Genomic DNA, 25,201 nt, shown 5'->3' with positions numbered 1-25,201 from the left:
GCGCCCCTCGCGCGTTACAGGACCTGACGTAGGAATGCCTGGGCCCGTGGGTCTTTCGGCGCGTCGAAGAACTCGGCCGGGGCCGCGTCTTCGAGCAATTTACCGTGATCGAAGAACAGCACCCGGTCCGCCACTTCGCGGGCAAAGCCCATTTCGTGGGTCACGCAGACCATGGTCATGCCTTCCAGGGCCAGGGTCTTCATGACGTCCAGCACTTCGCCGACCATTTCCGGGTCGAGCGCCGAGGTCGGTTCGTCGAACAGCATCACCTTGGGTTCCATCGCCAGCGCCCGGGCAATCGCCACGCGCTGTTGCTGGCCGCCGGACAGTCGCGACGGGAACTCGTTGGCTTTCTGCGCAATACCGACCTTTTCCAGCAGCGCCAGGGCCTTGGCCTCACGCTCCTGCTTGCCGCGCTTGCGCACGACTTTTTGCGCCAGGCACAGGTTTTCCAGCACGGTCATGTGCGGGAACAGGTTGAAATGCTGGAACACCATGCCGACTTCACGGCGATAGGCGTTCACGTCGGTCTTCGGGTCAGCCAGTTGCAGGCCGTCGATGCTCACCGAACCCGAATCGAATTCCTCCAGGCCGTTGAGGCAGCGCAGGAACGTCGACTTGCCGGAACCCGACGGGCCAATGACCACCAGCACTTCGCCCTTGGCGACTTGAGTGGTGACGTTATCCACCGCGCGCACCACATGGCCACGGGTGTCGAAGACTTTTACCAGATCGCGGACTTCAATCACTTTGCGCGAGCCTCCGCTCAAGCCGGCTGGCCATTTTCGACAGCGGCAGGTTGATCAGCAGGTACAGGCCTGCCACGCAGAACAGGATTTCAAACGGCGAGAACGAGGTGGTGATCACCTCGCGGCCACTCTTGAGCAGTTCGGTAATCGCGATCACCGACACCAGCGAGGTGTCTTTCACCAGGCTGATAAATTGCCCGGCCAGCGGCGGCAGCACGCGCTTGAATGCCTGCGGCAGCACCACGTGGCGCATCGACTGGCTGGCACTCAGGCCCAGGGACCGCGCGGCTTCGTTCTGGCCACGGGTGATGGACTGCACGCCGGCACGAACAATCTCGGCCACATAGGCACCGGTGAACAGCGACAATGCGGCGATCCCGGCAAACTCGCGGGACAGGTTGAGCACCGTGCCGATAAAGAAATAGAAAATGAAGATCTGCACCAACAGCGGCGTACCACGCACCAGTTCGACGTAGATCGTCGATAGATCGCGCAAGGTCGGATTAGTGGACAGACGGCACAACCCGGTCGCCAATCCAATCGCCAAACCGAGAATGCCGGACACCACCGACAGCCACAACGTGGTCCACAAGCCCCACATCAGTGGCCCCAACGCCCAATGCCGGGTCACACCGACCACATCGCCCTCGGCCACATCGTCACCGCGCGCCACTTGCAGGCTGTTGTCGGCCACGCTGAGCTTCTGCTCCACGCCGGCATCGTTGCGCAGGGTCACTTCGGCCACATCGCCTTTGCGCACCAACTCGACCACGGTGGAGATATCGGCGGCACGCTGCGACGTTTCGGCCTGATAGGCGAAGTACTGCGGTACGCGGTTCCAGCGCCATTCGTAGGACATCAACGACGTGGCGTAGTACAAGGCGCCGGCCAGGCCGACCAGCACGACCACGGTCAGCAGGTGCCAGGGCCATTGGGCTTTTTTCTGTTTCATTTCAGGTTCCGGGATTGATGTCGCCTGTCAGGCCGCTTTCGCGAGCAAGCCCGCTCCCACACTTGACCGAGTTCCAACTTGAGAATGCGGTCAAAAATGTGGGAGCGGGCTTGCTCGCGAAGGACGCGACTCGGTATTCAGCCGAACTTATTCCATGTCCTTGAGCCACTCGGAGCTCTTGAACCACTTGTCATGGATACGATCGTAGGTGCCGTCGTTGCGGATCTGGTGCAGGAAGTTGTTGATGTAGTTGATGCTGTCGTAGTCACCCTTTTTCAGGCCAAACGCCAACGGTTCGAAGGTGAAGGGTTCTTCCAGGAACACCAGCTTGCCGTTACCGACTTTTTTCTCGGCAACCACGTTGTAGGGGGCGTCATACACAAAGGCATCGGCCTTGCCGTTGACCACGTCCAGCACGCCTTCCTGCTCGTTGTCATAGCCGTGGTACTTGGCCTTGGAGATCAGCTTCTTGGCGACCATCTCACCGGTGGTGCCGAGCTTGGAGGTCAGGCGGTATTTCTCGTCGTTCAAGTCCTTGTAGGACTTGATGGTGCCTTCCAGGTCCTTGCGAATCAGCAGGGTCTGGCCGACGACGATGAAGGGTTCGCTGAAGTTCAGGCGCAGGTTGCGCTCCTGGGTCAGGGTCATGCCGCTGCCGATCATGTCGAACTTGCCGGTCAGGAACGCCGGGATGATCCCGTCATAACCGGTGGAGACCAGCTCCAGCTTGACGCCCATGGACTTGGCCAGGGCCTTGAGGATGTCGACTTCGAAGCCGATGATCTCGCCACGCTTGTCGGTCATTTCGAACGGCATGTAGGTCGGGTCCATGCCGACTTTCAGCGTGCCGCGCTTGACCGCATCGTCGATGGCGCCGGCCTGGGCCGCAGTGGCGGCAACCAGCGCCGTGACGCCGAGCAGCAGCATCGAAAGATACTTTTTCATCATCAAGTCCCCTGAACGTTTCTTATGAGGTCGGCGCGCAAACGGGCTGCACCATTTCGGGGTGCGATCCTAACCCACTCGATGCCCGTCACAAAGGTTTCACGGGTAATTGTTATCGGCGTATGTCGCAAAGGCCCCACAACGGTGCAGCCAAGCGCAGGACTAGACGCATGCACACGGCAAAGCGCCAACGGATTGATGTGTAAGAAGTTATGACTTTCAGTGGATTTCCTTCAACCAGGCTGTGTCTTTAAACCACTTGTCGTGCAAGCGATCATAGGTGCCGTCCTGGGCGATCTGATTGAGGAAATGGTTGATCCAGTTGAGGCTGTCGAAATCGCCCTTTTTTACTCCAAACGCCAGTGGCTCGAAGGTGAACGGCTGTTCCAGGGCCAGCAGCGCGCTGTTTTCCGGACGTCCCAGGGCGATCAGGTTGTAGGGCGCATCATGGATAAAGGCATCGGCCGCACCGGTCACCACCTGATGCACACCCTCCTCCGGCGTGGCAAAACTGCTTAATCGCGCCGCGCCGAGAAAGCGTTGCGCCGCCGCCTCGCCGGTGGTGCCTTCGGTGGTGGCGATGCGGTAGCTGGCGTCGTCGAGGTCTTCAACGCTGCCGACCTTGCCGAGCAGGCTGGGGTGCAGCAGCACGGACTGGCCGACCACGATGAAAGAGTCGCTGAAATTCAGCTTCAGGTTGCGCTCCTGGGTGACCGTCATGCCGCTGCCGATCAGGTCGAACTTCTTCGCCAGCAACCCCGGCATCAGCTCCGTATAGGGCACGCTGACCAGCTCCAGCTCCACCCCCAGGGCCTGGCTCATCACCTTGAGCAGGTCGATTTCAAAGCCGACGATATGCCCCTGTTTGTCGGTCATTTCAAACGGAACGTAAGTGGGCGTGGTGCCCACCTTGAGCACGCCGCGCCGAACGGCGTCATCAATGGCCCCGGCCTGGACCAGGCCGATGTGCAGCCACGTGACAGCGACTATCAGCAGTGCCGAACAATACCGTTTACTCATGAATCCCCCTGTGACTACGTCAAATTCGGGGCGATGCTAACCCAGCCGCGCGCACGGCAATACGCCTCGGACGAGGGTCTTTTGTTTCGAAATAACAAGGAGTTAGAGAGATACGGAAGAGGGTCGAAACGCTGTAGGACACGCGTCTCGAACACCCCCGAGGAGAACCCTCGGGGGCGTCTGAATCAGGCCGGTTGGGCCTGGGACGACAGCGGTTGCAGCGGCAGCAACGGCGCGTGCGGATCGGCCTTGATCGAGTCACGCCAGGCGGCGAGCCACTCGGGATGCCCTTCGCTCCAAACCTGCTCGTGCAGGCGGGCCAGGGCTACCGGATCACTGAGCAAGGCCAGGCGCTCGGCATTGTTGAGGCCGGCAGGGCCGACTTTCAACGCATGACGCACACGCTCGACACGCACGTACTCGATCGGCTCCGCTTCACGGTGCCGCGAGGTCGCCAGGGCGCAGGCCAGGGCGTTCTGCTGCGGGTCGACCACCGAACGCACGAAGCCATCGTTGAGTGCGTGCCAACGGTTTTCGTGGGTGTACTTCTCGGTCGACAGCAGGGCTTGCGGCGGATTGTATTCCTCAGGGATCAGGAACAGGCTCTCGTCACGCGACTTGAGGCCCAGCTTGACCCGGCTGGAAATCACCGACACCGGGATCGACAGCATCAGCGAACCGACGATCGGGATCAGCCACCACAGGAAGCTCGGGTTCAACCACACCACCAGCAGCGCCCACAGGAAGCCGAGCACGGTTTGCGGGCCGTGGCGCTTGACCGCTTCGCTCCAGGGGGTGGAGTCGTCGTCACGCTGCGGCGAATTCCAGGTCGCGGCCCAGCCGAGGAACGCGGCAAGTACGAAACGCGTGTGGAAAATCATCCGCACCGGGGCCAGCAGCATGGAGAACAACATCTCCAGCAGCATCGACAAGGTCACCTTGAACTTGCCGCCGAACTCTTTCGCGCCCTTGGCCCAGATCAGGATGATGCTCAGCAACTTGGGCAGGAACAGCAGCACGATGGTGGTGGAGAACAGCGCCACCGCCTTGTCCGGGTGCCATTGCGGCCACAGTGGGTACAACTGGCGTGGCGCCATGAAGTACTGCGGCTCCATCAGGGTGTTGACCGCCAGCAACGCGGTGGACAACACCAGGAAGAAGAACCACAACGGCGCCGACAGATAAGACATCACACCGGTCAGGAACACCGCGCGGTGCACCGGGTGCATGCCTTTGACGAGGAACAGGCGGAAGTTCATCAGGTTGCCGTGGCACCAGCGACGGTCACGCTTGAGTTCGTCGAGCAGGTTCGGCGGCAACTCTTCGTAGCTGCCCGGCAGGTCGTAGGCAATCCACACGCCCCAGCCGGCACGGCGCATCAGCGCGGCTTCGACGAAGTCGTGGGAGAGAATCGCACCGGCAAACGCACCCTTGCCCGGCAACGGCGCGAGGGCGCAGTGCTCGATAAACGGCTTCATGCGGATGATTGCGTTGTGACCCCAGTAGTGGGATTCACCCAGCTGCCAGAAGTGCAGGCCGGCAGTGAAGAGCGGGCCGTAGACGCGGGTGGCAAACTGCTGCATGCGTGCATACAGGGTGTCCATGCCCGACGCACGCGGCGCGGTCTGGATAATCCCGGCATCCGGCGTGGCTTCCATCAGGCGGACCAGGCTGGTCAGGCATTCGCCGCTCATCACACTGTCGGCGTCGAGGACCACCATGTACTTGTAGTCACCGCCCCAACGACGGCAGAAGTCGTCGAGGTTACCGCTCTTGCGTTTGACGCGACGGCGACGGCGACGATAGAAGATCTTGCCGAAGCCGCCGGCTTCGCGGCACACGTCGAGCCAGGCTTGCTGCTCGGCGATGCAGATGTCGGCGTCATTACTGTCGCTGAGCACGAAGAAGTCGAAGCGATCCAGGTCACCGGTGGCGGCCACCGACTCGAACGTCGCGCGCAGCCCCGCAAACACACGCGGCACGTCTTCGTTGCAGATCGGCATCACCAGCGCGGTGCGCGCATCTTTCGGGATCGGCTCGTCGCCGGCACTTTTACCGGAGATCCGGTATTTGTCGTGGCCGGTGAGCAACTCCAGGAAGCCCATCAGCGCGGTCCAGAAACCGGCCGAAACCCAGCAGAACAAGATCCCGAACATGATCAGGATGCTGGTTTGCAGGGCGTAAGGCAGTACCTGGGTGGCGGTTTGCAGCAGGGTCTGGTTGCGGATCTCGTCGAAGTCGACCAGCGACCAGCCCTGGTACGGCATGATGCCTTTCATGTACCAGCCGGCGACGATGGTCTGGCCGAGCATCAGCACCAGCAGGATGTAGCGGCGGATCGAACCGACGGTGCGCCAGCGCGCAGCCGGCAACACACGCTCGTCTTTCGGCGGCTTCGGCGGGTTGGTGCGACCGGTCAGGCGCCGCCAGCCACGTACCAGGATATTGGTGCGCCATGGCTCAGGCACGACCTTGGTACGGCGAATCGGCGGCGTGGCCTTGAGGCACACGCGACCGTTGGCGTCGAGCGCGAGCATTTCGGCGTCTTGCAGCTCTTCGGCCGTGTTCAGGGTCAGCCGGCGGCCGACCGACGCCTGGGCGGCATCGACCGGCGCATCGAACGTCGACGACGACAAGCGCTCGTGCAGTTCGGTGAAGGATGTGCAGCCCGCCAGTTCGGCGCGCTGCTCAGCGGTCATCGGGAGATGCGCCAGATACTCGGAGAGAGTCTCTGGCTGGACTTGAGAATTACTCATCGGCAGGCAACTGATAGCTCCAGGTTTCGGTCAGGACTTGCTCGGTCTTGATCGGCTCCGGCGTGGCTGGGGCAGCTTCTGGCTGCTTGGCTTCCTTGTCTTTCGCGTCTTTCTTGGCCTGTTTCTCGTGCTGCTTGGCCAGGACCTTGTCCGCCTTGAGCACTTGCGTCGAAACCTGCTCCGGCTCCGGCTGCACGATGTCTTGCACCAGTGCGGCGCGCATTTCGGTCGGCTTGCCTGCGTCCTTGATCTTCATGCGCAGGGTCAGGCGCCAGCCTTTGGTGTGCTCGTTGTAACGCACGCTGTTTTCCACGATTTCAGCGTTGTCACCCACGCTCACCTGGCTGCGCACCGGGGCATCCGGCAGCAGTTTTTTCAGGGACGGACCTTCGAAGTCGACCAGGTAGGCAACGCTGCCATCCGGCTGACGGATCAGGTTCGATTGCTTCACATCACCGGTGGAACGCAGGGTCTGCTTGACCCAGGCGCTGTCCGGCGAGTGGAACGCGGCGTCGTCCAGCGTCCAGTGCAGGCGATAGGCAACATCCAGCGGCTTGCCGACTTCCGGCAATTCGGCCGGGCTCCAGAACGCCACGATGTTGTCGTTGGTCTCGTCGGCGGTCGGGATCTCTACCAGGTCGACGGAACCCTTGCCCCAGTCGCCTTCAGGCTCGATCCAGGCGCTTGGGCGCTTGTCGTAGTTGTCGTCCAGGTCTTCGTAGTGGCTGAAGTTGCGACCACGCTGCAGCAGGCCGAACCCACGCGGGTTCTCGACGGTGAAGTTGCTGACCGACAGGTGTTTAGGGTTGTTCAGTGGGCGCCAGATCCACTCGCCGTTCCCGGCATGGATCGACAGGCCGCTGGAATCGTGCAGCTCGCGACGGTAGTTGAGGACCTTGGACGGCTGGTTGGCGCCGAACAGGAACATCGAGGTCAACGGGGCAACGCCCAGCTTGCTGACCTTGTCGCGCAGGAACATCTGGGATTTGACGTCGACCACGGTGTCGGTGCCCGGACGCAGGATCAAGCGGTAGGCGCCGGTGGCACGTGGCGAGTCCAGCAGGGCGAAGATCACCAGGTGCTTGTCACCCGGCTTCGGGCGCTCGATCCAGAACTCGGTGAAACGCGGGAATTCTTCACCGGACGGCAGCGCGGTATCGATCGCCATGCCACGGGCGGACAGGCCGTAGACCTGGTCCTTGCCCACGACGCGGAAGTAGCTGGCGCCGAGCATGGTCATGATTTCGTCTTGCTTGTCGCCCTTGTTGATCGGGTACAGCACGCGGAAACCGGCATAACCCAGCTGTTCGGTGGCCTTGGGATCAAACTTGACGTCACCGAAATCGAAGCGCGTCGGGTCGTATTTGATTTCCTGGACGCTGTCGGCAGTGACTTCGTTGATTTTCACCGGTGTATCGAAATGCATACCCTGGTGATAGAAGGACAGCTTGAACGGGGTGTTCTGATCGGCCCACTCGGCTTTTTCGTTGCGGAAACGAATCTTTTGGTAGTCAGCGAATTTCATTTCGCGGAATTCGTTCGGCAGATTGCTGCGCGGAGCTTCGTATTTCTGCCCGGCCAGCTCTTTTGCCTTGGCCGACACATCATCCAGACTGAATGCCCACAGTTGACCCGCGCCGAACAGGCAAAACAGGGCAGAGCCCGTCACCAGTGCGTTTCGTAACCGTTTGGCAGACAATTTTGGTGCATTACAGGGACTAACAATCACGAGCAACCCTCGCCGAAAACAGATCAAAAAACCAACGGCCAGCTATCTATATGCCAGGTTGGCGAGCATTGTTCCGACTCCCCTGGGTCAAAATGATTCCCCAATGGCGATCGGACAAGTCTCTACCTAAGTCAAAAATGGACCAAACAACGCTGATCCCCGTAGCGCGCGATTATCTAGTAGCCCGCGAGACAACGCATCAGGGACAACGAAGTATTTGTAGCGAAACCCTGCGTTTTTAGGCATTAAAGTCGTTTTTAATACATTCATGTCTGTAAGAGGAAGGTCACAGGGCCATCATTGACCAAATGCACCTGCATATCGGCACCAAAACGCCCCGACGCCACCTTGCCATGCAATTGTTGCGCTTGTAACAGCAAGTGATCAAATAGCGCCGCTCCCAGGGCGGGCGGTGCCGCCGTGGAGAAGCTTGGCCGCAGCCCGCTTTTGGTGTCCGCCGCCAGCGTGAACTGCGACACCAGCAGCAAACCACCGCCGATGTCCTTCAACGACAGGTTCATCTTGCCCTCGTCGTCGCTGAACACACGGTAGTTAAGCAGCTTGTGCAGCAGCTTATCGGCACTTTCGGGCGTATCCGACGGCTCGACGGCCACCAGCACCAGCAAACCCTGGTCGATCGCCCCGACGATTTCGCCGTCTACTTCGACGCGGGCGCCACGCACCCGCTGCAACAGGCCCTTCATGCTTCTTCTGGCGGCAGATCAAGCAGGCGGCGTGCCATTTCGGCGGTCGCACGCACCAGCGCATCGGTAATACCCGGCTCGGACGCGGCATGGCCCGCCTCGCGGATCACCTGCAGCTCGCTGTTGGGCCAGGCCTGATGCAGCTCCCAGGCGTTATCCAGCGGGCAGATCATATCGTAGCGCCCATGAATGATTACGCCAGGCAGATGGGCGATCTTGTGCATGTCGCGAATCAGCTGGTTGGGTTCCAGGAAGGAGTTGTTGGTGAAGTAGTGGCACTCGATGCGCGCAATCGACAGCGCACGTTGTGGCTCGGAAAAACGCTCCACATGCTGCGGGCTCGGGCACAGGCCGAGCATGCGCCCTTCCCAGCCGGACCAGGCCTTGGCCGCGTGCATCTGGGCGATCTGGTCGTTGCCGGTCAGGCGCTTGTGGTAGGCCGTGATCATGTCATGACGCTCATCGGCCGGGATCGGCGCGATGTAGTCCTGCCAGTAGTCCGGGAACAGGCGGCTCGCGCCCTCCTGGTAGAACCAGTGGATATCCTGCGGGCGGGCCAGGAAGATGCCGCGCACGATCAGGCCATGCACACGCTCGGGGTGGGTTTGCGCGTAGGCCAGCGCCAGGGTCGACCCCCAGGAACCGCCGAACAGCACCCATTTGTCGATGCCCAGGTGTTCGCGGATGCGCTCGAGGTCGGCGACCAGGTCCCAGGTGGTGTTGTTTTCCAGGCTGGCGCGTGGCGTGGAGCGCCCGCAGCCGCGCTGGTCGAAGGTGACGATGCGGTACAGGTTCGGGTCAAAATAGCAGCGGCTCTGGGCGTCGCAACCGGCGCCGGGGCCGCCATGAATGAAGACAACGGGCAAGCCCTCGGGGGAGCCACTTTCATCGACGTACAGCGTGTGGGTGTCATCGACGGCCAGATCGTGCCGGGCGTAGGGTTTGATCTGCGGGTACCAAGTCTGCATTGCGCGCTCCGTAGGGGGTCGGGTTCATCCCTGGGGGGACGTCTTTTATTTTGCCGTCTGGCACTATAAACCCGAATTGTGCAATGAGCATGTCCTTGAGCACTTAGACCTGTGTCAGCCCTTCGCTCCTGAGGTAGTCCAACAGATAGCCGTACAGCCGGTCGACTTCCGGCACCTGGCCACGCGCGCGCAAACAGCCATGGACCAGGCCTTTGCCGGGGTACAGCACGGCGGCCACGCCTGACTGTTGCAGGCGTTCGGCGTAAAGCATGCCATCGTCGCGCAGCGGGTCGAACTCGGCCACGGCGACCAGTGCCTTGGGCAAGCCGCTGAAATCCCTGGCCAGCAGCGGCATCGCATAGGCCGACGGCTTGCCCGCGCCGCGCAGGTAAAGTGCCAGGTAGCAATCGGTGTCGGCGGTGCTGAGCAGCGGCGCGTCCATGCAATCGCGGCGCGAGGGCAAATCGGCCGGGCCACCCAGGCCGGGGTAGATCAACACCTGGGCCCGGGGCAACGGCTGCCCGTCGTCGCGCAAACCCAGGCACAGCGCCGCCGCCAGGTTGCCGCCGGCACTGTCGCCGATCACCGCCAGGCGTTGGGGGTCGATGGCAAACGGTGCCGCCCCCGCCTGGAGCGCCTGCCACACCGCGCGGCAATCCTCATAGGCCGCCGGAAACGGGTGTTCCGGCGCTAGGCGGTAGTCGATGGCGATCACCAGCACCTGCAACGCGCTGGCCAGCTCGAAACAGATGAAGTCATGGGAATCCAGCCCGCCGACCACCCAGCCGCCGCCGTGCATATATAGAAGACAGGGCCAGCCCTGCGCCGGCGTGGGCGTCGTCGGCACGTAGCTGCGTACACCGACGCCGCCGAGGGAGACGTCCTTGACCGTCAATCCCTCAGGCACGGGTGGGGTGAACGCCTGGCACATGCGGTCGTAGTTCTGGCGCAGCCCAGCCAGGGAGGAGTCGTCGCTGGTGAAGGACTCGGTCCTGGCGACAAAAGCTGCCATCTGCGGAGAAATCGGGTACATGCGCAAATATCCCTGACAATGGAGATCCACCTGTGGGAGCGGACTTGCTCGCGCATGCGGTGTATCAGTCGCCTGATGAGTTGACTGGCCTATCGCATTCGCGAGCAGGCCCGCTCCCACATTTGCTGTGTATTGTTTGATCTACCGAGCCCGGCTCAGGGTTTCAGCGTGGCTTGTACGGACGCCACGCCATCGCTGCCATCAAATGCAGTCACCCCGGCCAGCCAGCGCTGCAAGTCCTCCGGATGGTCGCGCAACCACTGCTTGGCCACGTCCTGCGGCGACTGGCGCGCCATGATCGGTACCATCAACTGGCTTTCCTGGGCGGCGGTGAAGGTCAGGTTTTCCAGCAGGTGGTTGGCGTTGGGGCAGTGCTCGGCGAAATCCGGGGCGGTGACGGTGGACACCGTGGCACGGCCCTCATTGGCGCCGAACACGTCTTCGCTGCCGGTGAGGTAGGCCATTTTCATGTTGATGTTCATCGGGTGCGGCGTCCAGCCGACAAACACCACGAACTCCTTGCGATTCACCGCCCGCTGCACGGCGGCGAGCATGCCGGCTTCACCGGAGGCCACCAGCTTGAAGTCGCCCAGGCCGAAGTGGTTGGTGTCGATCATTTTCTGGATATCGGTATTGGCGCCGCTGCCGGGCTCGATGCCATAGAGCTTGCCGCCGAGCTGGTCCTTGAAGCGGGCAATATCGGCGAAGGTTTTCAAGCCGGCATCGGCCACGTATTGCGGCACGGCCAAGGTAGCCTGGGCGTCGGCCAGGCTGGGCGTGTCGAAGACCTTGACCTGCTTGGCGGCCAGGAACGGCGCGATATTGTTGTCCATCGCCGGCTTCCAGTAGCCGAGGAAGATATCCAGGCGTTTGTCACGGATGCCGGCAAAGATGATCTGCTGCACGGCGCTGGTCTGTTTGCTGTCGTAGCCCAGGCCATTGAGCAGCACATCGGCCATGCCCGAGGTGGCGACCACGTCGGTCCAGCTGACCACGCCCATGCGCACGGTTTTGCACGAGGCGGGTTCAGCCGCCATGGCGTGCGCACTGAGCAGCGCGGCGCCGGTAAGCGTCAACAGGTAACGGGTGAACAGTCTTTTCATGAAAGAGGTCTCACTCGGCAGCTTTATTGTGGGGAGTGGCGTCTGGTGCGCCGTACCCACAACCTTACCCAGCGAGAACACTGTCCACACGAACTGGGGCGACCGGCAGTTGCACTGGGGCGACTGTGAGGACCCCTTCGCGAGCAAGCCCGCGCCCACATTCAGACCGCACGCTCATGTTGGAACTCGGTCAAGTGTGGGAGCGGGCTTGCTCGCGAAAGCTGTTACAGCAGCAGCGAAAACTACCGGTAGTGCTGCTGCCCCCAGGCCAACAACCCTTCCAGCAACTGCTTCAATACCACCCGCGTCGGCTCGGCCAGGTCAGGCCGATAACGGAACGGCTCAAACTCTTCCATATAGGCGCTCTGGCACAACTCCAGCTGCACGGCGTGGATATCCTGCGCCGGGTCGCCGTAGTGCCGAGTGATATGCCCGCCTTTGAAACGCCCGTTGAGCACGTGGGTGTACTGCGGATGCGCGGCGCAGATGGCTTCCAACCGGCTCGCCAGCTCAGGGTCGCAGGCCGCGCCGTTGAAGGTGCCGAGGTTGAAGTCCGGCAGCTTGCCGTCGAACAGGTGCGGGATCACCGAACGGATCGAGTGCGCATCGAACAGCAATGCGTAGCCGAACTCGGCCTTGAGCCGCGCCAGTTCTTCTTGCAGGGCGCGGTGATACGGGCCCCAGATCTTCTGCAGATAGCTGGCACGCTCGGCCTCGCTTGGCTCCAGGCCTTCGCGGAACAACGGCACGCCATCGAACAGGGTCGCCGGGTACAGACCGGTAGTGGCGCCGGCGTACAAGGGTTTGTCGTCTGAAGGCCGGTTCAAGTCGATGACAAATCGCGAGTACTCGGCCGACAGGGTGCTGGCGCCCAGTTCCTCGGCAAAGTCATACAGCGTAGGGATATGCCAGTCGGTGTCCGGCAGGCTTTGCGCCTCGGGGATCAGGCCCGCTTCCACCGCAGGCGTCAGGCGCAGGCCGGCGTGGGGCATGCTGATCAGCAGCGGCACACGGCCTTGTTTGAAATTGAGAACCTTATCCACAGCAGCACTCCTCATACGGTGACGTCGACGCCATGGCGCACGACGCGTTTATCCAACTCGCCGCCCAGCCAGTAGGCCAGGTCAGCGGGACGATCGATCTGCCAGGCGACGAAATCGGCGACTTTGCCCACCTCCAGCGAGCCATGGGTGTCGCCCATCCCGAGGGCGGTGGCCGCATGCTGGGTGGCGCCGGCCAGGGCTTCTTCCGGGGTCATGCGGAACAGCGTGCAGGCCATGTTCAGCATCAGGCGCACCGACAACGCCGGCGAGGTGCCAGGGTTGAGGTCGCTGGCGATGGCGATTTTCACACCGTGCTTGCGCAGCGCCTCCATCGGCGGCAACTGGGTTTCACGCAGGAAGTAGAACGCCCCTGGCAGCAACACGGCGACGGTGCCGGAGGCGGACATGGCGATGGCGTCTTCCTCGGTCATGAATTCCAGGTGATCGGCCGACAACGCGTGGTAACGCGCCGCCAGGCTGGAGCCATGCAAGGAGGACAGTTGCTCGGCGTGCAGCTTCACCGGCAGGCCGAGTTGCTGGGCGACCTTGAACACGCGCTCTACCTGCGCCGGGGAAAACGCCAGGTATTCGCAGAACGCGTCGACCGCATCCACCAGCCCTTGCGCCGCCAACGCCGGCAGCATCTCGCTGCAGATATGTTCGATGTAGTCGTCGGCGCGATCCTTGTATTCCGGCGGCAACGCATGAGCCGCCAGGCACGTGGCCCGCACGCTGACCGGCAGCGCTTCACCGAGACGCCGCGCCACGCGCAGCATCTTGCGTTCGTTGACCAGGTCCAGCCCGTAGCCGGACTTGATCTCTACCGTGGTGACGCCATCGCGCAGCAGGCTGCGCAGGCGCTTTTCGGCGCTGGCAAACAGCTCGTCCTCGCTGGCAGCACGCGTGGCACGCACGGTGCTGGCAATCCCGCCGCCCTGGGCCGCGATCTCGGCGTAGCTCACGCCTTGGAGGCGCTGCTCGAACTCGCCGCTGCGATTGCCACCGAACACGGTATGGGTGTGGCAGTCGATCAGCCCGGGGGTGACCCACGCGCCTTGCAGGTCATGCACTTGCGCGTAATCCGCGCTCGGCACCTGGCTGCGGGGGCCGATCCACTCAATGAGCGAATCGGCGGTCACCATGGCGGCATCCTCGATGATCGAGTATTTGCCGCTGGCCATGGTTGCGACGTGGCAGTGTTGCCAAAGCGTTTTCATCAACGCCTCCCTAAGTTATCGATGAGACAAAGCCGGGTCGTAATGGACCTTGGCCGCCTGCCCGGCAGCGGGCTTGACCCACAGCAGGTAGGCAACGACCAGCAACACGATCCACACCGCCCCGACCAGCAAGGCTGCCTGGGTGTCCGGGAAATAACCCAGCACGCCAAACACGAACAGCATGAACACGATGGCCGCGGCCGGCGCGTAGGGCCAGAACGGTACCGGGAATTTCAAGTCGGCCACCTGCTCCTGGGTCATGGAGCGGCGCATGGCGACTTGGGTAAACAGGATCATCAGCCACACCCACACGGTGGCAAAGGTGGCAATCGAGGCGATCAGCAGGAACACGTTTTCGGGAATCAGGTAGTTGAGCACCACGCCGCCGAGCAGCGCCGCCCCCATCACCACCACGGTCATCCATGGCACACCGTGCCTGGACAATTGCGCAAAGCCCTTGGGCGCCTGCCCTTGCTGGGCCAGGCCGTACATCATGCGCCCGGCGCCGAAGATGTCGCTGTTGATCGCCGACACCGCCGCCGAGATCACCACGATATTGAGAATAGTCGCCGCCGAACCGATGCCCAGGTTGCTGAAAATCTGCACGAACGGGCTGCCCTGGCTGCCGATCTGCGGCCACGGGTAGATCGCCATCAGCACGAACAAGGTCAGCACGTAGAACAACAGGATGCGCAGCGGCACGGCATTGATCGCCTTGGGGATCACGCGCTGCGGGTCCTTGGCTTCACCGGCAGTGATACCGATGATTTCGATGCCGCCAAACGCGAACATCACCACCGCGAACGAGGCGATCAGGCCGCCGATGCCGTTGGGCATGAAACCGCCGTGGGCCCACAGGTTGCTGATCCCGCTGGCGTGCGTTTCGCCCGCCGAATGGATGCCGAACAGCATGATGCCGAAGCCGCCGAGGATCATCGCCACGATGGCGCCGACCTTGAGCAACGACAGCCAGAACTCCATCTCGCCAAACACTTTGACGTTGCACAGGTTCAGGCCGCCGATCAGAAACACGATGCCGAGCACCCAGACCCAGCGCGCAACCTCGGGAAACCAGAAGCCCATGTAGATGCCGAAGGCGGTGACGTCGGCGAGGCAGACGATGATCATTTCAAAGGCGTAGGTCCAGCCGAGGATAAAACCGGCCATGGGGCCCAGGTAGGTGCTGGCGTACTGTCCGAAGGAGCCGGCCACGGGGTTGTGCACAGCCATTTCACCGAGGGCGCGCATGACCATGAACACCGCGGCGCCGCCGATCAGGTAGGCCAGCAGCACGGCGGGGCCCGCCATCTGGATGGCAGAGGCGGAGCCGTAGAACAGCCCGGTGCCGATCGCCGACCCCAGTGCCATGAAGCGAATATGTCGGGCTGATAGCCCGCGTTTCAAACCTTTTTCTTGCTGGTGCATTTCTCGTCCCTAATTATTCTTATGAAGAGAAGATCGTTCCCACGCCCTGCGTGGGAACGCATCCTATGACGCTCCGCGTCACGGCTCTAATAGCAGACGCAGAGCGTCCAGGGCGGCATTCCCACGCAGCGCGTGGGAACGAGCAGTTACAGACTTGGCAACAGCTTGGCTGGCACCAGCTCATTCAGGCAGCGGCTGGCGAGCAGGTCGGTGGCGGCGATGATGTCCGGGGCGAAGAAGCGGTCCTTGTCATAGAACGCCACTTTGTCGCGCAGGATGCCACGCGCTTTTTCCAGCTTCGGCGAGGTTTTCAAGCCTTCACGCAGGTCCAGGCCTTGGGCGGCTGCCAGCCATTCCACGGCGAGGATGCCACGGGTGTTTTCGGCCATTTCCCACAGGCGCTTGCCGGCTGCGGGGGCCATCGACACATGGTCTTCCTGGTTGGCGGACGTCGGCAGGCTATCCACGCTGTGCGGATGCGCCAGCGCCTTGTTCTCGCTGGCGAGTGCGGCGGCAGTCACCTGGGCGATCATGAAGCCGGAGTTGACCCCGCCGTTGCCCACCAGGAACGGCGGCAGTTGCGACATGTGCTTGTCCATCATCAGCGAGATACGCCGCTCGCTCAGCGAGCCGATTTCAGCGATGGCCAGCGCCATGTTGTCAGCGGCCATGGCCACTGGTTCAGCGTGGAAGTTACCACCGGAAATCACATCGCCTTCAGCGGCAAATACCAAGGGGTTGTCCGACACGGCGTTGGCTTCGATCACCAGCACTTCGGCGGCCTGGCGGAACTGGGTCAGGCACGCGCCCATGACTTGTGGCTGGCAACGCAGGGAGTACGGGTCTTGCACCTTGTCGCAGTTCTGGTGCGACTGGGAGACCTGGCTGCTTTCACCCAGCAGGTCGCGATAAGCCGCTGCCGAGTCGATCTGCCCACGCTGGCCACGAGCGGCATGAATGCGCGCGTCGAACGGCGAGCGCGAACCCAGCACGGCTTCCACGGTGAGCGCACCGCACGCCAGCGCGCCGGCGAACAGGTCTTCACCCTCGAACAGGCCACGCAGGGCATACGCGGTGGACACCTGGGTGCCGTTGAGCAGCGCCAGGCCTTCCTTGGCGGCCAGGGTCAACGGGGTCAGGCCGGCGACTTTCAGCGCGGCGGTCGCCTCCAGCCATTCACCCTTGTAGCGCGCCTTGCCTTCGCCGAGCAGCACCAGCGACATATGCGCCAATGGCGCCAGATCGCCGGAAGCACCGACCGAACCCTTGAGTGGGATATGCGGGTACACCTCGGCGTTGATCAGCGCGATCAGCGCGTCGATCACTTGCCGACGAATCCCGGAGAACCCGCGGCTCAGGCTGTTGACCTTGAGCACCATGACCAGCCGCACCAGCGCATCGCTGATCGGCTCACCAACGCCGGCGGCGTGGGACAGCACCAGCGAACGCTGGAGGTTTTCCAGGTCTTCGCTGGCGATGCGGGTCGAGGCCAGCAGGCCGAAACCGGTGTTGATGCCATAGGCGGTGCGGTTCTCGGCGAGAATCTGCTCCACGCAGGCGACACTGGCTTCGATCTGGGCCGAGGCGCTGTCATCCAGACTGAGGGTTACCGGCTGCTGGTAGATGGCCCGCAGTTGGGCGAGGCTCAGTTGGCCTGGAATCAGGTTTAGCGCAGTCACATTCATGCTCCTTTTGAATTATTTTTCAGTGCAAATGGGGAATTGTCTGGTGCAGCAGGGCCGTGTCCTGAAGCAATGCAGCGGCGGCCGCAATGTCCGGTGCCAGCCAGCGGTCCTGCTCATAGGCCGGCACCACTTCACGCAGCAGGCGCCAGGCACTGTCGGTGCCCGCGCCGAAGCGCTGCTCCTTGAGGAATTCGAAAGCCTGGGCCGCCAGCAGGTACTCGATGGCGAGGATCTGCGTGACGTTGGCCAGCACCTGGTGCAGCTTCAGCGCGGCGTTGGTGCCCATGCTCAAGTGGTCTTCCTGCAGGCCCGAGGTGACGAAGTTGTCGAGCACCGCCGGTTGCGCCAGCTGGCGGTTCTGCCCGCACAGCGAAGCGGCGACGTACTGCACGATCATCATCCCGGAGTTGACCCCTGGGTTGCTGACCAGGAACGCCGGCAGGCCGCTGACGTGCGGGTTGATCAGGCGGTCCAGGCGGCGCTCGGCCACCGAGCCGATTTCGGCCATGGCGATCGCCAGCATGTCGGCGGCCAGTGCCACGGACTGCCCGTGCGGGTTGGCCTGGGACACTACGCGGTAATTGTCCGGGGTACCGAGCACCAGCGGGTTGTCGGTGGCGCTGTTGAGTTCGGTCTCGATCTGGCGGGTCGCGTGCTCCACCTGGTCGCGCGCCGCGCCGTGGATCTGCGGGATCGAGCGGATGCTCAGCGCGTCCTGGGTGCGGATGCCTTTGCTGCTGGCGATCACTTCACTACCGTCGAGCAGCGCACGCAGGTTGATGCCGACATGTTGCATGCCCGGGTGCCGCTTGAGCGCGATGATTTCTGCATCGAAGGCATCGATCTGGCCGCGCTGGGCTTCAAAACTCATGGCACCGATCACGTCGGCCCACTGCAGCAAGTGATGCGCATCGGCCAGGGCCAGGCAGCTCAGGCCGGTCATGCACGGTGTGCCGTTGACCAGGCACAGGCCGTCCTTGGCGCCAAGCACCACCGGCTGCAAACCTTCTTCGCTGAGGGCCTGTTGCGCCGCGACGATCCGGCCCCGGTAGCTCACAGTGCCGACACCGAGCAAGGCCACGCCGACATGGGCCATATGGGTCAGGTAACCCACCGAACCCTGGGACGGCACTTGCGGCGTGATGCCATGGTTGAGCAGCGCCAGCAGCGAATGCACCACCTGCGGATGCAGGCCGGATTTGCCGTGGCTGTAGTTGATGACGGCCGCGCAAATGATCGCGCGGGTCTGCTCGTCGCTCAGCACCGGGCCGACGCCGCAGGCGTGGCTCAGCAGGGTATTGCGCGACAGCTGGCTGAGTTGCTCGCCCTTGAGCGACACGTTGCACAGCGCGCCCAAGCCGGTGTTCACGCCATAGGCGCGCTCGCCGCTGGTGACGATGCGCTGCACGATGGCCTGGGCATTGTCGATCCGCGCCCAGGCCTGGCCCGAGAGTTCGAGGACCGCGCCATGGCGAGCGACGGCGACGACGTCCTGCCAGCGCAAGGGGGCGTCGGCGATGATGATTTTTGCAGCCTGGGACATCGTTGACCTCTTCATGTTTATCGTTCCCACGCTCTGCGTGGGAATGCCACCTGGGACGCTCCGCGCCCCGCTGTTAGAGGTGACGCAGAGCGTCACGGGATGCATCCCACGCAGAGCGTGGGAATGATCAGCTACACCACCGCCGCCCGCCGCTGGACAAACCGGTCCACATACTCATCCGCCGGCGAATGCAGGATCTCGCGCGGGGTGCCGACCTGGATCAGCTTGCCGTCCTTGAGGATCGCAATGCGGTTGCCGATGCGCACGGCCTCATCGAGATCGTGGGTGATGAACACGATGGTCTTGTGCAGGGTCTTTTGCAGCTCGAGCAACTGGTCCTGCATTTCGGCGCGGATCAGCGGGTCGAGGGCGCTGAAAGCTTCGTCCATCAGGATGATGTCGGTGTCGGCCGCCAGCGCACGGGCCAGGCCGACGCGTTGGCGCATGCCGCCGGAGAGCTGGTGCGGGTATTTGTTTTCGTAGCCCTTGAGGCCCACGGTTTCGATCCAGTGCAGCGCACGTTCGGCGCAGACCTGCTTGGTTTCGCCACGCACCTTGAGGCCGTAGGCGACGTTGTCCAGCACACTCTTGTGGGGCAGCAGGCCGAAGCTCTGGAACACCATGCTGATCTTGTGCCGACGGAATTGACGCAGCGCTTCCATGTCCAGTTGCAGGATGTCTTCGCCGTCGACCAGGATCGCGCCGCTGGTGGGGTCGATCAGGCGATTGAAGTGGCGCACCAACGTGGACTTGCCGGAACCCGACAGGCCCATGATCACGAAGATCTCACCGGTGCCGATGCTCAGGGACAAGTCGTTCACTCCGACCACGCAACCGGTTTCGGCCAGGACCTGGTCTTTGCTCTTGCCTTGGCCGATCAGCGACAGCGCATCCTTGGAACGGGCGCCGAAGATCTTGAAGACGTTTTTGACTTCGATTTTGCTGACAGTAGTCATTTGCTCGCCTCATGCCGTGGACGACCATAGGCCTGGGTAATGCGGTCGATGACCACTGCGAGAATCACGATCGCCAGCCCGGCTTCGAGGCCACGGCCGACGTTGAGGGTCTGGATGCCGACGAGGACGTCCTCACCCAGCCCACGGGCGCCGATCATCGAGGCGATCACCACCATCGACAACGCCATCATGGTGGTCTGGTTGATCCCGGCCATGATGCTCGGCAGGGCCAGCGGCAGTTGCACGCCGAACAGTTGTTGCCAACGGTTGGCACCGAAGGCGTTGATCGCTTCCATGACTTCGCCGTCGACCTGGCGAATGCCCAGGTCGGTGAGGCGGATCAACGGCGGTGCGGCGTAGATTACCGTGGCGAAGATCGCCGGGACCTTGCCCAGGCCGAACAGCATCAGCACCGGGATCAGGTACACGAAGCTGGGCATGGTTTGCATGATGTCGAGCAACGGCATCAGTACCGAGCGCAGGCGATTGCTGCGCGCCGACAGGATGCCCAGCGGGATGCCGATCAGCACCGAGATCACCGTGGCGACCATCATCAGCGCCAGCGTCTGCATCAGCTTGTCCCACAGGCCGACCGCACCCACCAGGAACAGCAGGCCGACGATCACCGCCGTGGTCACCACCTTGCGGGTGGCGTGCCAGGCAACTGCGCCGACGATGGCCAGCATCAGCCACCAGGGCGCCGCACGCAGCAACCCTTCCAGGTTGACGATGGCCCATAGCAGGGTGTCGGAAATGTGCCGGAACACATCACCGTAGTTGGTGACCAGTGAATCCACCCAACCGTTGACCCAGTCGGCAATGGAAAACGTAAAACTCTCAGGAAACATATCGTGCTCTCGATCCAGTGGGTTGTGGCCAGGCGCCCGGCCACCCCTGAGGGTAGCCGGGCACACTTGACCTACAAGGCCGCGTCGATTTTCTTGGCTGCGTCGTCGCTCACCCAGGCGTGCCAGACTTCAGGATGTTCCTTGAGGAAAATTTTCGCCAGTTTTGGCGACTCAATTCGCTCCTTGGCCATGCGACCCAGGTTCTGGTTCAGCAGGTCGATCGGCAGGTTGACCTTTTCCAGCACGGCCACCAGTTCCGGCGCCTGCTCGTGGAAGGTCTTGGACAAGCCGACCTTGATGCTCACGCTTTTATCGACGCCGGGTTTTTCTTCAAGCTTGACCAGGTCGACCTGACCCATCAGCGGCGTTGGCGACCAGTAGTAGAACAGGATCGGCTCGCCACGCTTGTAGCTCGACAGCACGGCCGCATCCAGCGCCGGGCCGGTGCCTGGACGGAAGTTGGTGTAGGTGCTTTCCAGGCCGTAGCTCTTGAGCATTTCGCTGTTGTCCAGCTCGCAGGTCCAGCCGGCCGGGCAGTTGTAGAAACGGCCCTTGGACGGCTCTTCCTGGTCCTTGAACACCGAGGCGTACTTGGCCAGGTCAGCGATGTTTTTCAGGTCCGGCGCCTTGGGTTCAAGCTTGCGCTTGGCGTCGCCTTCGATCACGTAGCGCGGCACGTACCAGCCCTCGACAGCGCCCACCACAGGGGCGCCGACGCCGACGACTTTGCCGGCCTTCTCGGCCTTGTTCCACACTTCACTGCGGCCTACCCATTCTTCGGCGAAGACCTGGATGTCGTTGCTGCTCAGGGCGTTTTCCATGGTGATGGAGTTGCCCGGCAGGCTGTCGGTTTTGCAGTCGTAGCCTTTTTCCAGCACGGTCTGCAGGATGTCGGTAAGCAACATGCCGCTTTCCCAGTTCAGGCCGGCGAATTTCACCGGTTTGCCGGACTCGCACCAACCGGCCGCCTGGGCGCCGGCAGTGGCCAGCAAGCCAGCAGAGAACAGAGTGGCCAACAGGGTTTTATGCATTTTCATTGTTGTGACGCTCCCAATCTTGAAATGGATTACGGCAGTCAGTAGGCATCCTGCCCTGTCCACGTCCCATCAGGCTTGTGCGGCCAGCCCGTTTGTCGTCGTCGGTGCAGCGCCCTGCTCTATCGGCAGGATCAGGTGTTCAGGAATCGCGCTGTGCCACTTTTTCGCAGCCCAGTAATACAGCGCAGCAGGCACCACCAGGCCGATGATCCAGGAGATATCGGTGTCGCCAAGGCTGGCGACCAGTGGGCCGGTATAGAAATGCGTGGAGATGAACGGCATCTGGATCAGCACGCCGAACACGTAGATGCCGATGCCCATCAGGTTCCAGCGGCCATAACGACCATTGGGGTTGGACAGCGCCGGAATGTCGTAGCGTTCCTTGGTGATGCAGTAGAAATCCACCAGGTTGATCGCGCTCCACGGCGTGAAGAATGCGAGCAGGAACAGGATGAACGCGGAGAAGTCCTTGAGGAACGAGTCTTTGCCCAGCAACGCCAGCGCGGCGGCAATCGATACCATCAGGAAGATGTACAGCAGGCGCACCGCACTCGAGATGTGCCGGCTGCCACGAAAGCCGCTGATGATCGTCGCGATGGACATGAAGCTGCCGTAGGCATTGAGGGTGGTCACCGTGACCTTGCCGAAGGCGATGCTGAAATACAGCACCGCCGCGACAATCCCGGTGCCGCCCAGGCCGACGATAAATGACACCTCATGATGGGCGAATTGCGAGCCGGCCAGGGCCGCCGCGAACACACCGAACACCATCGACGCCTGCGCCCCGATCACCGAACCCAGGCCCACGGCCCAGAAGGTTTTCGACGCTGACGTGCTACGCGGCAAGTAGCGCGAGTAGTCCGCCACATACGGGCCAAAAGCGATCTGCCAGGAGGCCGACAGCGAAATCGCCAAGAGGAAACTGCTGAGGGAAAAATGTTTGTTGCCCAGCAGGGCACCCACGTCGTTGCCCGCCAGCAGCTTGTAGAACAGGTAGATGAAGGCCACCACCCCCAACACACTGGCCACGCGACCGATGCCGTGGATGACGCGGTAGCCGAAGACGGTGAACACCATGATCAACCCGGCAAACAGCACAATGCCGACCCAGTCTTCGACGTGCAGCAACTGCGCTACCGCCTGCCCCGCCAGCAATGAACCGCTGGCCGAAAAGCCGACATACATCAGGCACACCAGCACCAACGGGATCACGGCGCCATACACGCCGAACTGCACGCGGCTGGAGATCATTTGCGGCAAGCCCAGTTGCGGGCCTTGCGCAGCATGCAACGCCATGACGCCGCCGCCCAGCAGTTGCCCGATCAACAGACCGATCAACGACCAGAACACATCACCGCCGAGCACCACGGCCAGGGCCCCGGTGACGATGGCAGTGATCTGCAGGTTGGCACCCAGCCACAGGGTGAACTGACTCAATAGACGACCGTGTCTTTCCGCTTCCGGGATGTAGTCGATCGAACGCCTTTCGATCAACGGGGTGGTGCTTGCACGTACGTCATTTGCAGCCATGTGTGTTCAACCTCTGATGGATTGTTCATAAAGCCTGGGTAAAACCGCTTTTCTGTGGGAGCTGGCTTGCCTGCGATGGCATCCCCTCGGTTCTACTGATAGACCGAGTCGCCCGCATCGCAGGCAAGCCAGCTCCCACAGGGGTTACTTGATCATCGGGAGGTTGAGCCCCTGCTCCTTGGCGCAGTCGATCGCGATCTGGTAGCCGGCATCCGCGTGACGCATCACACCGGTGGCCGGGTCGTTGTGCAGCACGCGCGCGATGCGCTCGGCCGCTTCGTCGGTACCGTCGCAGACGATCACCATGCCGGAGTGCTGCGAGAAGCCCATGCCCACGCCGCCGCCGTGGTGCAACGAGACCCAGGTCGCGCCGCTCGCGGTGTTGAGCAGGGCGTTGAGCAGCGGCCAGTCGGACACGGCGTCGGAACCGTCCTGCATGGCTTCGGTTTCGCGGTTGGGGCTTGCGACCGAGCCGGAGTCGAGGTGGTCGCGGCCGATCACGATAGGTGCCGACAGCTCACCGCTGCGTACCATTTCGTTGAACGCCAGGCCGAGCTTGGCGCGCTGGCCCAGGCCAACCCAGCAGATACGCGCCGGCAGACCCTGGAAGCTGATGCGCTCGCGCGCCATGTCCAGCCAGTTGTGCAGGTGCGCGTCGTCCGGAATCAGCTCTTTGACTTTGGCGTCGGTCTTGTAGATGTCTTGCGGGTCGCCGGACAGTGCTGCCCAACGGAACGGGCCGATGCCACGGCAGAAGAGCGGGCGGATGTACGCCGGTACGAAGCCTGGGAAGTCGAACGCGTTCTCGACGCCTTCTTCCTGAGCCATCTGGCGGATGTTGTTGCCGTAGTCGAAGGTCGGGATGCCTTGCTTCTGGAATTCCAGCATCGCCTTGACGTGCACGGCCATCGACTGTTTGGCGGCCTTGATCACGGCGGCTGGCTCAGTCTTGGCGCGGGCGCGGTATTCGTCCCAGCTCCAGCCGGCCGGCAGGTAGCCATTGAGCGGGTCGTGGGCGCTGGTCTGGTCGGTGACCATGTCCGGGCGTACGCCGCGCTTGACCAGTTCCGGCAGGATTTCCGCCGCGTTACCCAGCAGGGCAATGGAGATGGCCTTGCCTTCCTTGGTGTACTTGGCGATACGCGCCAGGGCGTCGTCGAGGTCGGTAGCTTGTTCGTCGACATAACGGCTGTTCAGGCGGAAGTCGATGCTGACCTGCTGGCACTCGATGTTCAGCGAGCATGCACCCGCCAGGGTCGCGGCCAACGGCTGGGCGCCGCCCATGCCACCGAGGCCGGCGGTGAGGACCCAGCGGCCCTTGAGGTTGGAATCGTAGTGCTGGCGGCCGGCTTCGACGAAGGTTTCGTAGGTGCCCTGCACGATGCCTTGGCTACCGATGTAGATCCAGCTGCCGGCGGTCATCTGGCCGTACATGGCCAGGCCCTTGGCATCCAGTTCGTTGAAGTGTTCCCAGCTGGCCCAGTGCGGCACCAGGTTGGAGTTGGCGATCAGCACGCGTGGAGCGTTGCTGTGGGTCTTGAACACGCCGACCGGCTTGCCGGATTGCACCAGCAGGGTTTCGTCGTCGTTCAGGTGAGTGAGGCTCTCGACGATCTGGTCGTAGCACTCCCAATTGCGCGCCGCACGGCCAATACCGCCGTACACCACCAGCTCCTTCGGGTTCTCGGCCACTTGCGGATCGAGGTTGTTCATCAACATGCGCAGCGGCGCTTCAGTCAGCCAGCTTTTGGCGGTGAGCTTGTTACCGCGGGCCGCGCGGATTTCGACGTCACGGTATTTTGTAGGCCTGGCTTTAGAAAAATCGGTCACGGCTGGACTCCTCGGCATGATGCGCGAACAGGGATGGTGCGAAGGAGAGTCTTACGCACACATCTTTACTTGTACATACAAGCATATGCAATCAAGCGGCCAACTTTTTGCGCGAGTCGTTTGGAGTT

Annotated in this window: 19 protein-coding genes and 1 pseudogene; all 20 read right to left on the bottom strand. The window is 62.4% G+C overall.

The genetic code is table 11. The features are described from left to right. Nucleotides 1–14 precede the first annotated feature (14 nt). A complete protein-coding gene (locus QMX97_RS14630) occupies nucleotides 15–749 on the bottom strand; it encodes an amino acid ABC transporter ATP-binding protein (protein ID WP_058423697.1) in 735 nt (244 codons plus the stop codon). Then, on the bottom strand, nucleotides 742–1,701 hold the full coding sequence (locus QMX97_RS14625; protein WP_065899870.1) for an amino acid ABC transporter permease: 960 nt from the start codon (nucleotides 1,699–1,701) through the stop codon (nucleotides 742–744). The genes QMX97_RS14630 and QMX97_RS14625 overlap by 8 nt, the downstream gene beginning before the upstream one ends. A 147-nt stretch (nucleotides 1,702–1,848) precedes the next feature. Then, on the bottom strand, nucleotides 1,849–2,646 hold the full coding sequence (locus tag QMX97_RS14620) for a transporter substrate-binding domain-containing protein (protein WP_065899930.1): 798 nt from the start codon (nucleotides 2,644–2,646) through the stop codon (nucleotides 1,849–1,851). 219 nt (nucleotides 2,647–2,865) lie between these two features. Then, complete coding sequence (locus QMX97_RS14615; RefSeq protein ID WP_282397136.1) at nucleotides 2,866–3,666, bottom strand: transporter substrate-binding domain-containing protein; 801 nt, start codon at nucleotides 3,664–3,666, stop codon at nucleotides 2,866–2,868. Nucleotides 3,667–3,849: 183 nt separating this feature from the next. Next, nucleotides 3,850–6,422, bottom strand: a pseudogene (gene mdoH, locus QMX97_RS14610) (glucans biosynthesis glucosyltransferase MdoH); the annotation flags it as partial. Next, a complete protein-coding gene (locus QMX97_RS14605) occupies nucleotides 6,415–8,151 on the bottom strand; it encodes a glucan biosynthesis protein G (protein ID WP_065899928.1) in 1,737 nt (578 codons plus the stop codon). The pseudogene mdoH and the gene QMX97_RS14605, both read right to left, overlap by 8 nt. Before the next feature lie 266 nt (nucleotides 8,152–8,417). Next, nucleotides 8,418–8,855: a D-aminoacyl-tRNA deacylase gene (gene dtd / locus QMX97_RS14600; RefSeq protein ID WP_106805386.1), complete on the bottom strand. Its 438-nt coding sequence runs from the start codon at nucleotides 8,853–8,855 to the stop codon at nucleotides 8,418–8,420. Continuing rightward, nucleotides 8,852–9,823: a prolyl aminopeptidase gene (gene pip / locus QMX97_RS14595; RefSeq protein WP_065899862.1), complete on the bottom strand. Its 972-nt coding sequence runs from the start codon at nucleotides 9,821–9,823 to the stop codon at nucleotides 8,852–8,854. Before pip ends, dtd begins: the two co-directional genes overlap by 4 nt. A gap of 103 nt (nucleotides 9,824–9,926) precedes the next feature. Continuing rightward, nucleotides 9,927–10,856: an alpha/beta hydrolase gene (locus tag QMX97_RS14590; RefSeq protein ID WP_282397135.1), complete on the bottom strand. Its 930-nt coding sequence runs from the start codon at nucleotides 10,854–10,856 to the stop codon at nucleotides 9,927–9,929. A gap of 155 nt (nucleotides 10,857–11,011) precedes the next feature. Next, the gene (gene choX, locus QMX97_RS14585) at nucleotides 11,012–11,959 is read right to left on the bottom strand and encodes a choline ABC transporter substrate-binding protein (protein ID WP_282397134.1); all 948 of its coding nucleotides are present in this window, start codon (nucleotides 11,957–11,959) and stop codon (nucleotides 11,012–11,014) included. Between the two features lie 242 nt (nucleotides 11,960–12,201). After that, nucleotides 12,202–13,002, bottom strand: a complete 801-nt coding sequence (gene hutG / locus QMX97_RS14580; RefSeq protein WP_065899855.1) for an N-formylglutamate deformylase — start codon at nucleotides 13,000–13,002, stop codon at nucleotides 12,202–12,204. Nucleotides 13,003–13,013: 11 nt separating this feature from the next. Then, the gene (hutI, locus tag QMX97_RS14575) at nucleotides 13,014–14,219 is read right to left on the bottom strand and encodes an imidazolonepropionase (protein ID WP_282397133.1); all 1,206 of its coding nucleotides are present in this window, start codon (nucleotides 14,217–14,219) and stop codon (nucleotides 13,014–13,016) included. 15 nt (nucleotides 14,220–14,234) lie between these two features. Further along, on the bottom strand, nucleotides 14,235–15,644 hold the full coding sequence (locus QMX97_RS14570; RefSeq protein ID WP_065899851.1) for an amino acid permease: 1,410 nt from the start codon (nucleotides 15,642–15,644) through the stop codon (nucleotides 14,235–14,237). Nucleotides 15,645–15,790: 146 nt separating this feature from the next. Then, nucleotides 15,791–17,329 carry a histidine ammonia-lyase gene (gene hutH / locus QMX97_RS14565; RefSeq protein ID WP_106805389.1) on the bottom strand — a complete coding sequence of 513 codons (1,539 nt, stop codon included), beginning with the start codon at nucleotides 17,327–17,329 and terminating at the stop codon, nucleotides 15,791–15,793. Nucleotides 17,330–17,348: 19 nt separating this feature from the next. Continuing rightward, nucleotides 17,349–18,872, bottom strand: coding sequence for a histidine ammonia-lyase (gene hutH / locus QMX97_RS14560; RefSeq protein ID WP_106805390.1), 1,524 nt, complete (start codon nucleotides 18,870–18,872; stop codon nucleotides 17,349–17,351). 131 nt (nucleotides 18,873–19,003) lie between these two features. Further along, nucleotides 19,004–19,828 (bottom strand): glycine betaine/L-proline ABC transporter ATP-binding protein, encoded by an 825-nt coding sequence (locus QMX97_RS14555; protein WP_065899844.1) that lies wholly within the window; start codon nucleotides 19,826–19,828, stop codon nucleotides 19,004–19,006. Beyond that, nucleotides 19,825–20,676 (bottom strand): proline/glycine betaine ABC transporter permease, encoded by an 852-nt coding sequence (locus QMX97_RS14550; protein ID WP_012721776.1) that lies wholly within the window; start codon nucleotides 20,674–20,676, stop codon nucleotides 19,825–19,827. Before QMX97_RS14550 ends, QMX97_RS14555 begins: the two co-directional genes overlap by 4 nt. Nucleotides 20,677–20,747: 71 nt before the next feature. Next, nucleotides 20,748–21,713, bottom strand: coding sequence for an ABC transporter substrate-binding protein (locus tag QMX97_RS14545; protein ID WP_065899842.1), 966 nt, complete (start codon nucleotides 21,711–21,713; stop codon nucleotides 20,748–20,750). A 69-nt stretch (nucleotides 21,714–21,782) separates the two neighbouring features. Further along, nucleotides 21,783–23,243, bottom strand: a complete 1,461-nt coding sequence (locus QMX97_RS14540; RefSeq protein ID WP_282397132.1) for a cytosine permease — start codon at nucleotides 23,241–23,243, stop codon at nucleotides 21,783–21,785. Nucleotides 23,244–23,387: 144 nt separating this feature from the next. Continuing rightward, nucleotides 23,388–25,091, bottom strand: coding sequence for a urocanate hydratase (gene hutU, locus QMX97_RS14535; RefSeq protein WP_065899838.1), 1,704 nt, complete (start codon nucleotides 25,089–25,091; stop codon nucleotides 23,388–23,390). Between the last annotated feature and the right edge of the window lie 110 nt (nucleotides 25,092–25,201).

The organism is Pseudomonas sp. PS01298 (genome assembly GCF_029959745.1).
Classification (GTDB): Bacteria; Pseudomonadota; Gammaproteobacteria; order Pseudomonadales; family Pseudomonadaceae; genus Aquipseudomonas; species Aquipseudomonas aylmerensis.
Note: the sequence above shows the minus strand (reverse complement) of the source record. Positions and strands in the feature narration are given on the sequence as shown.